The organism is Actinokineospora diospyrosa (assembly GCF_024171925.1).
Taxonomy (GTDB): domain Bacteria; phylum Actinomycetota; class Actinomycetes; order Mycobacteriales; family Pseudonocardiaceae; genus Actinokineospora; species Actinokineospora diospyrosa.
Genome location: NZ_JAMTCO010000021.1, coordinates 113,676 through 129,110, shown reverse-complemented (window position 1 = coordinate 129,110; position 15,435 = coordinate 113,676). Strand labels below are relative to the sequence as shown.

General features: G+C 66.8%; 15 protein-coding genes. 5 read left to right on the top strand and 10 right to left on the bottom strand.

Features of this window, described 5'->3' with window-relative positions; genetic code table 11:
* On the top strand, positions 1–643 hold a 643-nt coding region (locus LV75_RS33375; protein ID WP_504923904.1), incomplete at its 5' end, for a class I SAM-dependent methyltransferase.
* A gap of 39 nt (positions 644–682) precedes the next feature.
* Here the strand turns inward: LV75_RS33375 and LV75_RS33370 are convergent.
* From LV75_RS33370 to LV75_RS33335, 8 genes are all read right to left on the bottom strand, one after another.
* Positions 683–907 (bottom strand): DUF397 domain-containing protein, encoded by a 225-nt coding sequence (locus LV75_RS33370; RefSeq protein WP_253891502.1) that lies wholly within the window; start codon positions 905–907, stop codon positions 683–685.
* 5 nt (positions 908–912) lie between these two features.
* The gene (locus tag LV75_RS33365) at positions 913–1,143 is read right to left on the bottom strand and encodes a DUF5753 domain-containing protein (RefSeq protein ID WP_253891500.1); all 231 of its coding nucleotides are present in this window, start codon (positions 1,141–1,143) and stop codon (positions 913–915) included.
* A gap of 64 nt (positions 1,144–1,207) precedes the next feature.
* Positions 1,208–4,990 carry an NACHT domain-containing protein gene (locus LV75_RS33360; RefSeq protein WP_253891498.1) on the bottom strand — a complete coding sequence of 1,261 codons (3,783 nt, stop codon included), beginning with the start codon at positions 4,988–4,990 and terminating at the stop codon, positions 1,208–1,210.
* 394 nt (positions 4,991–5,384) lie between these two features.
* Complete coding sequence (locus LV75_RS33355) at positions 5,385–5,780, bottom strand: helix-turn-helix domain-containing protein (protein WP_253891496.1); 396 nt, start codon at positions 5,778–5,780, stop codon at positions 5,385–5,387.
* Positions 5,777–6,163, bottom strand: a complete 387-nt coding sequence (locus LV75_RS33350; protein WP_253891494.1) for a hypothetical protein — start codon at positions 6,161–6,163, stop codon at positions 5,777–5,779. Before LV75_RS33350 ends, LV75_RS33355 begins: the two co-directional genes overlap by 4 nt.
* Before the next feature lie 126 nt (positions 6,164–6,289).
* Positions 6,290–6,676, bottom strand: coding sequence for a helix-turn-helix domain-containing protein (locus LV75_RS33345; RefSeq protein WP_253891492.1), 387 nt, complete (start codon positions 6,674–6,676; stop codon positions 6,290–6,292).
* A gap of 218 nt (positions 6,677–6,894) precedes the next feature.
* On the bottom strand, positions 6,895–7,548 hold the full coding sequence (locus LV75_RS33340) for a hypothetical protein (protein ID WP_253891490.1): 654 nt from the start codon (positions 7,546–7,548) through the stop codon (positions 6,895–6,897).
* Positions 7,549–7,588: 40 nt separating this feature from the next.
* Complete coding sequence (locus LV75_RS33335; protein WP_253891489.1) at positions 7,589–8,341, bottom strand: Scr1 family TA system antitoxin-like transcriptional regulator; 753 nt, start codon at positions 8,339–8,341, stop codon at positions 7,589–7,591.
* A gap of 720 nt (positions 8,342–9,061) precedes the next feature.
* Here LV75_RS33335 and LV75_RS33330 point away from each other — a divergent pair.
* Positions 9,062–10,270 (top strand): hypothetical protein, encoded by a 1,209-nt coding sequence (locus LV75_RS33330; RefSeq protein WP_253891487.1) that lies wholly within the window; start codon positions 9,062–9,064, stop codon positions 10,268–10,270.
* Complete coding sequence (locus LV75_RS33325) at positions 10,254–11,093, top strand: phosphotransferase family protein (RefSeq protein WP_253891485.1); 840 nt, start codon at positions 10,254–10,256, stop codon at positions 11,091–11,093. The genes LV75_RS33330 and LV75_RS33325 overlap by 17 nt, the downstream gene beginning before the upstream one ends.
* Positions 11,094–11,365: 272 nt before the next feature.
* Here the strand turns inward: LV75_RS33325 and LV75_RS33320 are convergent, their stop codons facing one another.
* Together LV75_RS33320 and LV75_RS33315 are read right to left on the bottom strand one after the other, a co-directional pair.
* Positions 11,366–12,022 (bottom strand): YdcF family protein, encoded by a 657-nt coding sequence (locus LV75_RS33320; RefSeq protein ID WP_253891483.1) that lies wholly within the window; start codon positions 12,020–12,022, stop codon positions 11,366–11,368.
* Positions 12,023–12,042: 20 nt separating this feature from the next.
* Positions 12,043–12,951: a tetratricopeptide repeat protein gene (locus LV75_RS33315; RefSeq protein ID WP_253891481.1), complete on the bottom strand. Its 909-nt coding sequence runs from the start codon at positions 12,949–12,951 to the stop codon at positions 12,043–12,045.
* Between the two features lie 390 nt (positions 12,952–13,341).
* Here LV75_RS33315 and LV75_RS33310 point away from each other — a divergent pair, with 390 nt between their 5' ends.
* Both LV75_RS33310 and LV75_RS33305 read left to right on the top strand, forming a co-directional pair.
* Positions 13,342–14,730, top strand: coding sequence for a hypothetical protein (locus tag LV75_RS33310; RefSeq protein ID WP_253891480.1), 1,389 nt, complete (start codon positions 13,342–13,344; stop codon positions 14,728–14,730).
* An 8-nt stretch (positions 14,731–14,738) separates the two neighbouring features.
* Positions 14,739–15,305, top strand: coding sequence for an HD domain-containing protein (locus tag LV75_RS33305; RefSeq protein ID WP_425547647.1), 567 nt, complete (start codon positions 14,739–14,741; stop codon positions 15,303–15,305).
* Positions 15,306–15,435 lie beyond the last annotated feature (130 nt).

Genomic DNA, 15,435 nt, shown 5'->3' with positions numbered 1-15,435 from the left:
CGCCTTCATCCGCGAGCAGGACCGGCTGCGCTCGGACCGCATGGACCTGTGCGGATTCGTCCCCATGATCGGCCAGGACGGCGAGAAGAACGGCACCATCACCACCGACGGGACCGTCACCCTCTACTACGACATCGACCAGCCCATCGACACCGCAGCGCTGACCGGCGTCCTCGACCAACCCCGCACCAGCGCCTGGTCCGGCATCACCATCGGCACGTCCGAACCCTTCGACGGCGTCTGGCTCACCCTCACCGCCACCGACCCCGCCACCTGCCGCATCGCCGCCACCCAGACCGCCATCGACAGCGGCCTCTGCACCCCCGCCATCAGCTCCCGCAGCCCCGCCCTCGCCGAGAACAACAGCCTGGCCTACTTCACCTACCGCCGCCTCAACACCCCCGAGCCGCGCTTCGAACTGGGCGCCCACGCCCACGGACCCACCGGCAAACAGCTCGCCGAACGGCTGTGTACCCAAATCCGCACCTGGAACAACGACCGCTCCCACCACCCCCAAATCCACGCCCACCCCGTTAGCGCCCAAACAGCCACCCCGCCCACCGGACAAGTCATCACCAAACGCGACAGCACACTGGTGCTCCTGCCTAGCACCCGTCAGGAGAAGAACGGGGCGCTTACCTGACAGCAGAAAGCCAGTAGGCGAGAGCCCAACGCCCGGTGATCAGAGGTCGAACTGATGGCACCTCACGCTATCGGTGAACGCCGCCCATCTCACCGGGGAGAACGCCAAGGTGGGGCTGTTCGCACCGAGCTTGGTGTCTCGGACTCCCACGAGGCCGGGCACGGAGCCGACTTCGACACAGCCCCCGTTCTGGCCTCCGCTGTAGGTGGACTTGTGCCAGTTGGTCACGGCGGCGAGGGCGGTTACTGCGTTCTCGTACCTCATGGTGATCACAGATCCTTCATCAGTTGGTGGATGTACGCCGGTGACTCTGTCGGGTTGATCGCCAGGACCCGGAGCCGGGTCAGGGGCGTTGTGCGGTAGGTGGTGATCTGCTCCCTTGATGCGGTCTTCGACGTAACGCACACCAGCGTAGTTTCCAGCTCGGGCGGAGCCGAGAGCAGCGTGAACGTTCCTTCGGTTCCAGTGTGCGCGCCAACCGACAACGGCAGAACCCGCACCTCGACGTGTGTCTGGAAGAGGCCAGCACCAGGTTGGCGTCCCAACTCTCGATCTGGATCCCACTCAGCACGTACGCTGGTACTCAACGTCCGGGATGAGAGTTTCCCATTCTTGTTCGGTGAGCCCGCGCCCGGCGGCCCGGCAGGCGAGCCGGGTCACGTCGGTGTCGGCCAGCGCGGCGAGCGTGGCCACGTCCCAGGTCGCGACGACCGATTTGGTGACGGTGGTCAGCGACCGTCCACTCTGGTCATAGGTGACCTGCAGGGCTCCGGGGATCACCGCCGCCACACGGGGTCGGGGGTCGAGCGACCACACCACGACCTCGTCGAAGCTGGTTGACTGGACCGCTGAGCGGCCGTCGCTGGAGACCGCGAGCACCGTGCCTTCTCCGAAGGGCAGCGCGACCCGGCCGGGCGTTCCGACGACGGGCACGAGTTCGATCGGCTCTTGGTGCTCCGAGATCACCAGGTAGCGGCTGTCCTCGGTGAAATACAGCATGTCGTAAGCGTTCTTGGGACGTTCGCCCACGGTTCGGGTCGCTCCAGTCACGACGTCCACCAACTCGATCGCTCCACCGGGTGTGTCGCGGTACGCCCATCGCCCGTCGTCGGAAATCCCCGCCCAGAGGACGTGGCCGAGATCGCGGACTTGGAGGGTGCCCGCGACTTCCACCACGGCGGTCATGGCCCCACCGTGCCCTGCCATGAACAGGGCGCCTTGGCCCTGTGGGCGGCCGACAGGCTTGGCCGTCGCAACGACGTCGACGACCGCCGGTGCCGGTCCGGCCAGGTCGTACACGACCGCCTCCACGTCCGACGGCATCAACACCAGGTACCGATCCCCACCCAGGAAGCGGGCCGACCGCGCCCTGCCGAGGTCGTGCCGGATCGGCCGCGCCGGGCGCAGGTCCACCGCGGCGACCTTGTCTCCGTCATCCACCAGCACCCACTCACCCGCTTCGCTAAGGGAGAACCACATACCCCCGGAATCTGGCAACTCCGCGATCCGGACCGGCTCGACACCCCGCACGTCCCACAGCGCTACGAGGTCGTTGCGCGCTCCCTCCCTGACCGTGATCACGTGGTGGGCGGACTCGGTGAAGCCCACGTTGTGGAAGGGCTCAGGCAACGAGACCGTGCTGATCGACCCCGATGACCCGTCCACGCGCAGAACCCGCGCGGCGTCTCTGCTGGCGGCGACGACATCCGCGCCGTCATGGGCGGTCAGGCACCAGCAGGTGTCGGGGAACACCCAAGCCGTCGCAGCTCCCGATGCCTGCTTGAGCGCGACGAGGCGGAACAACTCCTCGTCCTCGGCTGTTGGGCTCAAAGCTTTGGCCGCCAACCACATCCGCAGCGCCGCCACCGGATCGGTCCGGTGGATCCGCAACGCTTCCTCGTCCAGCAGGTTCGTGGCGCGCTTGCGGCTTTCGGCCCGCGCCAACGCCACCCGGTCAGCGACGATAATCGTCGTCTGTGCACCGAACAGCACCACAGCGGACACCAACGCGATCACCGTCCGCAAGCGCGGCGGCAACGACACAAGGGACGGCACCGGTGCCGTATCGTCGGTCGCGCGCAGGTATGCCTGCACGCGCTGGTGGCGGAACAGGTACGTGGTACCCAGTTGCCGCAGTACACCCCGCCGGTGCGCGTCTTCCAGGAACCGCACCAACCGCCAGGGCAGACGACCGGTCACGGCCAGGATGACGATGGCGGCGCGGTACCTGGTCCACGCCGCGCCAGACCCCACTGCCACGAAGACGGCCATCGCCGTCCCGGCGAGCACCGCTGCGAGCAGCGCGTCCCACTCCGAAAAGTATCTGATACTCGCGAGAATGAGGACAGGAAGACCCACAAGCACTGCCGCTGCCAGCCCGCAAACCAGGCACGCGGCAGCCAATGCCGTGCAGTCACCGCGTACCGCCGACCGCGTGGTCCGCCGTTTGGGCGCGAACGCGGTTGCCTTGGCCAGCGTGACGAACAGCGACAGCATTCCGGTGAGTATCAGTGTCCCTAGGAGGCCACCGACAGCGGCACCACTCACCGAGCCGCCCATCCAGCCCGTCCCCGTCGCGGCGACCGCGCCACCGATCAGCGCCACAGGCATCACTCGTTCCGCGACCCCGTCGTCACGCGCTCTGAGCCGCCGGGAGTTGGGTACGGCGGATCTGACCACGACGAGGGCGTTGCCAAGCCCGGCTAGGAGGACTCCCGCGAACAGGGTGGTGAACACGACTCGGGCAAGGTTCGCCACGTGGAACCACCCCGTGGCCCCGGACGCGAGGAGGGTGATACCCGTAGTGGCGACCACCGAGCCCGCCAGTCCGTCCCGCAGCGAGGTCATGGCGAACGCCGTAGCGGTGACCTGGCCGCCGTCGGCCGCGTCGCGCCGGGTGGTTCCCAGACCTCCGATAACCCCGGCCGCCAGACCGGTGACGACGCCAAACGCCGTCGCGCGCCCGGGGGCGTGGTCGAAGGTCAGGGCGAACACCCAGCCCAGTGGTCCGCCGACCACGCCGCAGACCAAGGTCAGGAGCGTGACAACCATCAACCTCGGGGCCGCGCGGTCGAACCGCCGCCAGTCCAGCCGTTGGCCGCCGGGTGAGGCCGCGGCCAGCGGTCCGGCGAGCGTGGTCAGCCATCGGGCGACCCGGTCGGCGGGGTAGGCGCGCCTGCCGGTGTCGCGCGGTTCGGCGTAGGTGGTGTCCTCGGCAGCGTAGGCGGTGGGGACGAAGCGACGCAGCAGGTGGGCTTCGACCGCGTCTGTCCCACCGTTGGCCGCGCACTGGACCAACTGTTCCGGCCTGCTCCTCGCCGCCCGGTAGACGGTGCGGGCGAGGTAGAGCATCAGTGGTGTGGACAGGGCGGCGGCCAGCGGTCCGGTCGGGTCGGACCGCACCCCGTCGACGACCGGGGTCCACCTGTCGCCGGTCCCGGCGTCGCCGTCACCGAGGTAGGTGCTCGCGTCTTCCGGCGACACCCGCTTGACCTCGATCACCGCGGCCCGGGCCAGCGGTCGCCCGACGGCGGCGACCAGGGCCGCGTAGTGCTTAGCCCGGCTGGTGACCACGACCGAGAACCCGTCGCCCGCGATCTCGTCGATGGCGGCCAGTGCCGCCACACCCAGCGACCGGGGCATCTCATCGAGGCCGTCGAGGATGGCGACGACGCGGTTCTGGTCGACCAGGGCCGCCGCCTGACGGGCGGTGACGACCTCCGGGTACTCCTCGTGCACGCGTCGGGCCAGCCAGCGGCGCAGGGGCACCTTCGGGTTCCACCCCGCGACGGACACGAGTACGGGCACCGGGTCGTCGTCGGCGCGGCCGTCGACCAACCCCACGGCGAGGAACATCGCGAGCACGGACTTGCCCGCGCCCGGTCGGCCGAGCACGACCAACTGCCTGCCCGGCAACGCGCGGAACGCGGTGACCAACTCCACCGCCGGGTTGTCGCCCAGCGGACCCAGCCGACCTGCCGGGGCGGGCGCACCGACCAATTCGGCGCTGGCACCGATGTCGGCCCGCCTGGTCGGTGCCCAACTCAGCCGGATCGGTCGCGGCAGCCGGAGCCTGCGGGTTCCGATCTCCTGGTTCCACTGCGCGCGGACCGCCGCGGCGAACCCGCGCTGCGCGTCGTCCAGGCTGGAATCGCCCGGCCTGCCCGCGGCCACCGCGAGCCACAGCCCCAGGACCGCGACCAGCAGACCGGTCACACTCGCCGCCGCGTCCAGTGCGCTCAGCGTTCCCCCGGGCAGGCGCAGCAGTGACCAAACAATGCCGCCTGCACCACCGATGGCCACCAGCAGTCCTACGGCGGCGAGCAACCGTCTTCGGGGCCGCGTCATGGTGTGAAGGTAAAGCCGACGATCATGGCGGGGCACGCCCCTCACCCGATTGGCCCAGCGGGACGGTCAGGGACAGACGGTGACGAGGGCGCGGACGATGGTGATCTCGATGACCACGCGGTTCGGATTGACGCCGGGGGTGGGTGGTAGCGGCGGTGTAGAAGGACTCCGGCCAGGTCGACGTCCTCGGGGGCGGTGAGGACGCGGGCCGGGCCTTCGAGCGTCCGTCCACTTGGGTCACCACGGCCCGGGGTTCGCGCGGGCGTTGCGGACCTGTTCGGACACCGAGGAGGTTGTTATCTCCTGCGCGATCGGTCCTCATGACGAGTTCTCCCAGGCGCCGCCAGCCAGCGTTGTCTTGTGTGGACTATTGGTGAAGCGCCGAAGATCTTAGCTAGTGTCTTGCGGCTTTTGGTCTGCTGTGTTGGCGGAGGATGTAGAGGACTCTGGCGAGGTCGAGGCGTACTTCTTTGATCACGGCGTTCATGTCGGCGAGTCGTTGTTCGATGGCGTCGAGTTCGGGCCGGTCGGTTGCGGCGTCTGCTGGGAGTGGGGTGCGTTCATGGAGGAGTGCTTGGAGGTGGTCGGGGTGGAGTTTGAGGGCGGTGGAGAGTGCGGTGAGGGTTCGGGGGCTGCGGTTGCGTTGGATGGTGTTGCGTTGGATTTCTCGGATGGTGCATTGGGAGACGTCGGCTCGGGCGGCGAGATCGTGTTGTTGCCAGCCGAGTTCGGTGAGGCGTTGGGTGATGCAGCGTGCGACGGCGTCCCAGTCTTGGGGCTGTGTACTCATGGTGCCGCAGCGTCGAGGTCTGCCGGCGCTGCCTCGTTCTTTGGTGGGTGTGCGCTTTCCGCTGCTTGGTGTTTCAGTGTCGTGTAGTCGGCTCGTATCTGGTCGAGTTCGGTGTTGAGCTTGGCGAGCATGGTCACGAAGAGAGTGCGGAGGTCTGGTGAGAGGTCGGCTTTACCGAGCTCAATGGTGATGGCCGCTTCGATGGGGGTGCTCGCGAGATGGCGGAGGTGACCGGGGTCGAGTTCGAGAGCCCGAGACAGTCGGGCGAGGGTGAGGGCGTGGCGGTTGCGTTGGGTGGTGTTGTGGACGAGTTCCTGGACGGTCTTGAGTGAGACTCGGGAGCGTGCGGCGAGTTGGTCGGTGTCGATGCCCAGGTGTGCCATGCGTTGTTGGATGGTGATCGCGACGTTGGCCCAGTTGTCGTTGGTGTCGTCGGGGTGGGGTTGCTGGGGTGTCATGGTGTCCCGGGCGTCGATGTGGGGTCTGCGGTGAGGGGTGGTGTCGGGACTTTAGTCGCGGCGGGTGTTGTGCAGGATCATCGCCAGGTCAACGCGGAACCTGTCGAGGGTCGCCGCCATGTCGGTCATGCGTTGTTCCATGGCCGCCAGTCGTGCCGCCACCGGGTCCTGTTCCTCCGGTTCGGTGTCTGGAGGTGGCGGGGTGTTACCTAGTAGGAGTTGGGAGAGGTGGTCGGGGTGGAGGTGGAGTGCGGTGGAGAGGGCGGTGAGGGTTCGGGGGCCGCGGTTGCGTTGGACGGTGTTGTATTGCAGTTCGCGGATGATGGCTTGGGAGACCTGCGCGCGTTTGGCGAGTTCGCGTTGACTCAGGCCCAGCTCTGTGAGGCGTTGGTCGATGCAGCGGGCGACCGCGGGCCAGCCCATCGGGGTTCGGCTCACTGATCGCCCGCTTTCGTTGATGTCACGTTCGTGTTGGAGCGCAGGGACTCTACGAGACGGTTGGCAGTCGTCCGGTGCTGTGTGTGTTGGTTGGCAGTCGGTCTTGGGCTCGGGATCTCACGGTGTGGGTGCGCGGCCGATGGCCAGGCGGGGCGCTAGTAGGTCGTCGGGGTGGTGGGGTTCGGGGAAGGCGGCGATGGTTGTGGTGTTGGGTGAGGTCACGGCCGCCCGGGTGTGGCGCGGAGGGTGTGGGCGATACCGGAGAGGACGCCGAACTCTTCGTCGCCGAGGGTGTTGTGGCCGTGGGGGCCGCCGGGTTCGCAGTCGTTCCATTGGCCGAGCCAGGCGATGGTTCCGGTGAGGGCGAGTGTGGGGCCGCCCATGGCGCGGACGAGGGCGGACGCCACGGTGTTGGGCGGGTGGTCGTCGCTGCAGCGGCGGCAGCCTTGGACGACGGTGCCGCGCAGGTCGCCGAGGTGGTGGAAGGTGAGCGCGTCACGGTGGTAGCCGTGGGCGGCGCGGCAGTGGCCGGTGGGGTCGAGGGCCTCGGTGTAGAGGGCGATGATCAGGGGCCATTGGATCCACCGCAGGTGCGTGCCGGGAACAGTGCTTTCGGCCAGTCCCGTGGGGTCGAAGGCCCACCGGTTCGCGGTCTCGTGCCGGGTGAGTGAACCGTCGGCGGTCAGGGACGCCCAGTGGATGACCTCGTCGGGGTCGGGTCTGTCCAGGATCAGGTCCGGCATTCCGGGGACCCTGACGACCGGGATCTCCACGGTGGCCGTGTGGGTGGCGGGGTCGACGGTGGTGGGGGCGTGGTCGTAGTTGTAGAGCAGTTGTGCCGTGGTAGTGCGGTCGGTGAGGGTGTCGGTCATGGTGTGTCCTCAGTGGTGTGTGGCCGAATCTCGCGCGCTGTCACGCGGTGATCCTGTTACCTGTCTTGGGTTTGGCGACTCGTTCCAGGATCGCGACGGTCGCGGCGTGGTTGGCGGAGTGGTGGTCAATCATGTCGATGGCGCGCCGGAACCGGGTGATGTCCTCGGCGTCCTCGAGGTAGAGGGCGCGGTCGAGGATCTCGACCTTCACCACCGTGTGACCGGTGTCGAGGGTGAGCACCTGGAACGAGTGCGGGAAGACCATTGGGCTCGTGACGCGGATGCCGATCCGGCTGGATCCCGTGAGCTGGAGCAGACGCTGGAGCCTGTCTTGTGTTGTCGGGTCGCTGGGGTCGAGACGGTCGAGCGCGGACCGTCCGATGTAGTACTGCCCGGTGGTTGGCGTGTGTGGGCGTGGTTGTGTGAGTTCGGCGGGAATGGCGTGCGGCGAGAACAACGCGAGCGCCCTGGTGTGGTCGCGGATCACGGTGTCGATCGCCTCGGCGAACGGCGTGGTGGTGGTGTTGATCCACCACGTGGTCTTGTCGTGATCACGGTTGAGTTCGACGAGCGCACGCCGCTGCGCTCGGGAGGTGATACCGACCGCCCACGCCAGCACCGACAAGTCACCATCGGGGAGTTTCCTGGTGCCGTTGAGGAAACGGGACAGTGTGGCGTGGTCGATCTCACCGGCCTCGGCCACCTCTCGCTGGGTGCGACCGGACTCGAGAATGCGCGCCTGGATCACGGCGCCCATCACCAAGGCACGCAAGTTCTGGTTCCGTGACGTCATCGGTTCAGGAGACCCGAGCAGCGGGCTTCTTCTGGGGCCACAGCACCGGGTGCAGATCCACCGGCACCACCATGCCCACGTCCACACCGCGATCGTTGACGTGCTGCGCCGCGTCAAGAAACGAACGACACGGCCACCCCGACCCCACACAGAAAGAACACACCAGCGGCTGTGCGACCGCGGGAACGTGCGAGCTCAGCACATCCACAGCCCGCGCTACCCGCCCCAACGGACTGTCGACCGCGACAACAACAGCCAGGATGTCCCGCCCCACGGTCATGACCCGACTCCCGCACCTATCGCGAGCATCGTGAAGGTCAAGTGAGAATGCTCCCAGCGTCCTGCCACCGCGAGATCCAGCTGACCTGGCGTAGGGAAGATGGCAGGTTTGGACGGGCTTGACGGGAGAACGCTCATCACCGCTCCTCGCTCATCGCTGTGTGCTTTGTCCTGGGGGCACCCGACTGCCAGGGGTGTCAATGGGATGTCCTCGTTGAGTTGAAGTCATTGACGGCTTCCGCCTGCGTTGGGCGCCTGCCAATGAGCGTGGTCATCAGCGGTGTGGAGCGGAATGACCGGGTGTGGCACTTATGGTGCACTTCTGAGGTACCGGGCGTGATGCCGTGGTTGTATGGGCGTTGGGAAGGAGTGCACATGGTGTCGGTGGGGCACTGGACTGGCCGTGAGGCTCATGCGCTACGTAGTGCCCTGCGTCTGAGCGTGCGCGCGTTCGCTGAGCACTTGGGGGTGGCGGTGCGCACGGTCACCAAATGGGAGGCGCTCCAGACGGATACCTCGCCTCGGCCGGACACCCAGGCGATCCTGGACACCGCGCTGAGCCGGGCGGAGGCCGACGCCAAGCTGCGTTTCGAGCTTCTGCTGAGCGGGGACACCTCGCTTGCCCGGATCGGCAGTGGGGGCCTACACGGGCGGGACGGAATCGAGCGTGCGGCACAGTCCGCAGCAGACTTCGACAGGCTGCTGGCGGCCACCGCGATCGACGATCCGCAGGTGGACTGGTTGTGTGTTCGGCTGGCCGAGTTGGCCACCGCATACGTCCATACCCCGGTTCAGGATCTCGTCCACCACATCGTTCAGGCTCAAGACCTGGCTTTCACCCTCATCCGGCGCGGACTGCGGCCACGGCAGCTGCGCGACGCCTACCTCGCGGCCGGGGTCGGGTGCCTGCTGCTCGCCGCGGCGTCGCAGAACCTCGGTCACACCGCGGCCGCCCAGACCCAACTGGGAACCGCGCAGCGCTGCGCGGAGGCCGCCGACAGCCATGCGCTCCGGGTCTGGGCGCGGGGCAGCGCGGCGTTGACGTTGGAGTGGGGACCAACCCCCGTGTCCGCGCTGCGATTCCTCAGCACCCCGCCGCCCACGCTGGCACCACAAACTCACCGGCGTGCCCTGGCGTTGGAGGCCCGGATCTCGGCACGCGTCGGCGACTCAGCACGCGCGCACCAGGCCTTGCGCAGACTGGACGACGTGCTCGACTCGGCCGGGTCTAACGACGAGGTGACCTCCTTCGGGGGCATCTTCACCTTCCCCGCCACCAAGGCCGTCTACTACCGCGCGGGAGCCCATGACCTGCTGGGTGAGTTCACCGAGGCACGCAGACACGCTCTCGACGCCCTCGATCGGTACGCCGCCGCCTCCACCGAGCAACGCTCGTACGGGGACATGGCGTTGACTCGCGTGATCATCGCCGACACCCACCTGGCCCAACGCGACCTGGACGGTGCCGCGGCCGCGCTGGCGCCACTGCGCACACTCAACCAACACGAGCGCATCGCCCAACTACCGACGGCCATCACTCGCACTCATCGTTTGATCACCACGATCGCCGGGACCGGACTCGCGTCCTCCTTCCTCGGCGATCTGATGCCACCGCGGCGGATAGGAGCAGATAGTGCCCGCTCCTCCTGACGACCACACCCGTGAGAACGTGCTGGCCGCTGCCGACGAGTCGGGGCTGGACGCGCAAGGGTTGACCCTCTTGCACCGTCACGCCACCGCGGTCTACCTCCTACCAAAGGCGGACGCAGTCGCCCGCGTGCACTCCGGTGACACCACCGCCGCCGAGCGCGCGGTCGTCATCACGCGTTGGTTCCTCGACCACGGCCTCCCGGTGACCGAACCACTGCCCGACACCGCCCCGGTCGTCCTCGACGACGGCACCGTGATCACCTTCTGGGTGCACTACCCACAAGACGCCTCAGCGGGCGGAGCAGACCCGGCTGAACTTGGCCACATTCTCCGCGAGCTCCACAAACTCCCCACACCGCCGATCCCCCTGCCCAGACACCAACCCCTGCAACCACTCCGACGGACACTGGCCGCCACGGGCACGCTCGATCCCGACGACCAGCAGTGGATCACCACAACCGCCGACAGGCTGCTCACCGCGTACGACTCCCTGCAGTTCCCCCTGGGCGAAGGACACCTGCACGGCGACGCCTATCCCGGCAACCTCGTCCACGACCCCACACAGAGACGCTGGCGACTAGGCGACTGGGACGAGACCTGCACCGGCCCACGCGAACTCGACCTCGCCAACACCTACCAGGGCATCCGCCTAGGCCGCACCACCACAGAACTCAACCGCTTCGCCCACGCCTACGGACACGACCTACGCGACTGGGAAGGCCTGCCCGTCCTACAAGGCATCAGAGACCTACACACCCTCGGCTCATTCATCATCCGCGCCACCGCAGGAGACACCACCGCTACAAACGTACTACGACAATGACTCCACACACTCCGCCACGGCCAACCCGCCGATCCCTGGAACGCCAGGTAACGGCCGCTGCAGAAGCATGGAGTAACAGCCACGCCACATGCGCTCATGCTGGTGGTCTAGTCGGCGACCTGCGGTATTGGTAGCCCCGCGCGTTGAATTGCACGTCATCGAAGACCACCCAGACGTCAGCGGCGTAGAGCTTGGCCAGCGTCAGCAGTCGTGGAAAAAGTTGGGTTGGTGGATGGCACAGGTTCGCAAGCGTTGCATGGCGTGAAAGGTCGCTACAGCAGGCGGCTGTCAAAGCTGGCAGCAATGAGCCGTTCGTATGCGGCTTGGACTTCCGCTGGCACGTCCTGCGGGGCGGCGAATCCCCGCTTAGGGTACTCGATGACCCGTTGCAAATCACCGACGAGCATATCAATGACCAGCTTCTCATCGCCGATGGAGTGTGCGTAATCCAAAAATTTCAACGGTTCGGAAGTGCAGATCACCTCAACGTCCGGCCACGCCATTTGGCAGGTAGCAAAAGCGCGACGTTCCATGTAGGGCTTGGAGATGAGCAGCACGCTCTGCGGTTGGTGGCCGTGCGCGGCAAGCACGGCCCGGGAGAATGCGATGTTCTGACCAGTGTTGCCCGCTTTGGGTTCAATCAGGATGGCACTGTCCGGTACACCCAAGGTGATGGCGTGTTCGCGATAATGGACGGCTTCACCACGCGGGAAGCGGCTGGCCGTGGTAGCACTGTTGCCACCGCTGAACACCGCTAGCGGGAACAGATCCGCTTGGTACAGTTGCGCTGTATAACTGGCCACACCCAGGTCATGACTCCCAAGCCCAATGGCAACGTCACAGGGGTGCAGTTCATGCCCCATCTGGTGGTAGTCCCAGATTAGTTCAGCGTCACGCCAGTGGGATTCGGTAATGTCTGCCGGTGCCATAAAGCTGTTCTTCCTCCGTGTCATTGCGTCCGCTCGAAGGCGTGTCGGATACCCTCGATGCTGGCCAACTGGTGGGACATGCCGTAGTCACGGGCTGTCTCCGCGGCGTGGGCCAGAAGGTGCACACCGCTGCCCGCTGTGGCCTTGTCGGACAGCAGGATGTGGGCATGGGCCGTATCCAGCCGAACACGCTGCATCGGGGAATCAGTCGCCCGAGTGGACAGCGCTACATCTATGTAGCGCAAGGCCTCTGACAGGTCGCCCGCGCCCCGGTGAGCTAGTGCCAGCTTCTGGTGGGCCACCGACCAGTCCGCCGGTTCTTCCAGGTCTTCGAAGCGATGAGTGGCTTCATCCATGACCTGTACGGCGTAGGCGGTACTGCCATCCTTGGTCAGGGCCGTGCCGACCCATAGCTGTGCACGGGCGTGGTCGCGAGGACTCAGCCGCCTGTCGTCAACTAGAAGCTCGTAGTGCTTGGCGGCCTGCTGCAGTCGGCCGCTCATCTCTTCGACCACTGCCAGAGACAGCTCCACCTGCGCCGCCCGTCGAGGAACGGCCAAGTCCAGGAAAAGCTGGTGGGCCTTGCGGTAGGTCTGGCGGGCTGACAACGGACCTTTGATCTCGCCTTGGTCGCGCTGCAAGTCACCTAGAAGCACCAGCGAACAGGCGTGCAGATACAGGCCGTGGGTATCCAAACCGTGTGGGTCGAACCGACGCAGCCAGCGGTCAACCAGGCTGGCAGCGAACTTGAAGTCCTGGCGAGCCAGGCAGGCCGCGGCCCGCCCGAGGTCATCTGTCCAGGTTTCGTAGTCCCACTCGCGAGGCGCTGACTGGTAGTAAGCCTTGAGCGGAACGCTGCCGTCTTGCACAAGCAACAGCTCAAAGCGCACCTTGGCGTCAGCATCAGCCCGGGACAACGCAGTGTCCAAGATCGCTTGCTTGTCCGGCCGGGGTGCAGTATCCGCACCAAGAGCTTCCCACTTGGTCACAGTGCGGGCCGCGACGCCAAGGTACTCAGCGAACGCTCGGATACTCAGGCGTAGGGCACGGCGAAGCGCCTGAGCCTCCCGTCCCGTCCACTGGCGCACTGAAGCCACGGGCCGTACCTCCTTCAAGGCTCTATGCAACCACGCACCCTAGCCATAGTGCAGTTCAAGTGCTAAGGAGGTGCCACAGTGGTTCGATCCGTCCAGGATCTTGGTGCGGAAAGCGGAGCTTCGGCATATCTGGTTGAAGGACTGGGTGTTGCACTTCCGGTGCACTTGCGACGCACCGAGGGTGTGGCGCCGTGGTTGTATGGGCGCAGGGAAGGAGCGTGCATGGCGTCGGTGGGTCACTGGACTGGCCGGGAGGCTAGTGCTCTGCGCCGCGCCCTGCGTTTGAGTGTGCGTGCGTTCGCCGAGCACTTGGGGGTGGCCGTGCGCACGGTCGCCAAGTGGGAGGCCCTCAAGGCGGATACGTCACCTCGGCCGGACACGCAGGCGATCCTGGACACCGCGCTGGGTCGAGCCGACACGGACGCCACCCTGCGCTTCAGATTGCTGTTGAGCGAACCCGCAGGAGGGTCGCTTGCTCGGTACTTCGAGGATCGTCTCCACCCGGCGAGGCCATCCGGGCAGAACCTGACCGATGAGTCGGGGTCGGGCTTGGTGTCTGGGCAGGTGTTCAAGCTTGCCCGCCGGTCGACCGGGCTGACTCAGAGCGGCCTCGCCGCCGCGCTTGGGGTGGACCTGTCCGCCGTGCAGGGCTGGGAGTCGGGGTGGCAGCCGCTGGGGACGCTGCGGGCGGGAGTTTTCCTTCGCCTGAGCGCTCGGCTGGCTCGTCTGGGGTCGCCTGCGTCGACGGGGCGCCATCTTCGGGAGGCGGTTGAGGCTGACCAGGTCTTGTCGACCGCCATCACGGCGGGCGGACAGTGGGTGGATGCCGATACACACCCCTTGGCGGCTAGCGTGCACCGCCGTTCCATCACCAACCTCATCACCTGGCCTCTCACGGGGATCATGCCGCAGCACCTTGCCGAGTTCGTATCGAAAGCGCCCACGAGCACCTTCTCCGAGCGACCGGCGCTATCGAATGAACAGGTGGCGCGGTTCTTCGACCACCTGCTGACCGTGGCCGAACGAGGAAGGGGAGCCAACGAGGCGCTCCTGCGTCGGCAGGCGGTATATCTGCTCGGATTCGACAGTAGGCCCCAAGTCGTGCACTGGCTCCGGGATGAATGGACTCGTGCCGGGCGCCAGCCGGTGAAAGACCACGACATCACCCATCTGCTAGAGGCGCGGTCGGCCTCGGTCGCGTTGGCGTCGATGGGCGAAGGCACCCACCTGCACGACTTCGTCGAACGCACTGTGGGCGGCGGCGCCGAGGTCGCGAACCTGAACTACTGGGCGTACTGGATCGGTGAACTCCCCAGCGAGCAGACCAGCGACGAGTTCATGGCGGACAGCAACACCCAAGCCTGGGTCGGCGCCAGACTCCTGCACCACCTGACCGACCGCATGGTCCCTGGATCACCTCACCTGGCGCTCAACCTCCACACACTGCACGCCCTGATCGCCTCTCGGCCTTCATTGCTCGCCGGACCGGTCGCCGTCCGGGCCAAGGTCACCACCGCACTCGACCAACTCTCATCCGCCCCGACGCTCACCCCGCTGGGTCGAGACCAACTCGCTGGGCTGCGTTACGCGCTTCGTCTCGCCAGCCGCTAGGAGAAACCGTGACCGTGCCAGACGATGCCACCGCTCTTGCGGCCTTCGGCTATGAGTTGGGGATCTTGAAAAGGATGAGGCGCACCGGGTGGTGGCACGCCGGTGTTCGAGACCCGGAGTCGGTGGCCGAGCACACCATGCGGGTCGCGCAACTCGCCGCGATCATCGCCGTCGAGGAGAACGCCGACCCCGCCCGCGCCGCGCTGCTCGCGCTCTGGCACGACACCCAGGAGACGCGGACCGGGGACCTCCCGCACACCGCCACTAAATACCTCTCCAAGCCAGACCCACGCCAGATCACCGCTGACCAGACCGCCGCCCTCCCAGCCCGCGCCCGCGACATGGTGCGCCACGCCGTCGACGAGTACGAGGCACGCGACACGCGCGAGGCGCTGTGTGCCGCCGACGCGGACAAACTGGAGATGCTGCTCCAAGCCGTCGAATACCGGGAGATCGGCGTCCAGCGCGTCGACGGATGGATCAACTCCGCCCACAACAACCTCCAAACCGACACCGCCCGACGAATCGCCGACGCGGCCCTCCACGTGTCCCCACTCGCCTGGCGCGACCGCTGACCGCACCAGGCTGCCCACACGATCGACCAGCGGACGGTGCAGGCCGTGATGAACCCAAGGCTCGGCTATTGCCACGGGCACTGTGCGAGACAGGCCGGGGTGTTGGTGGGGAACACCGTCCACGTGGATG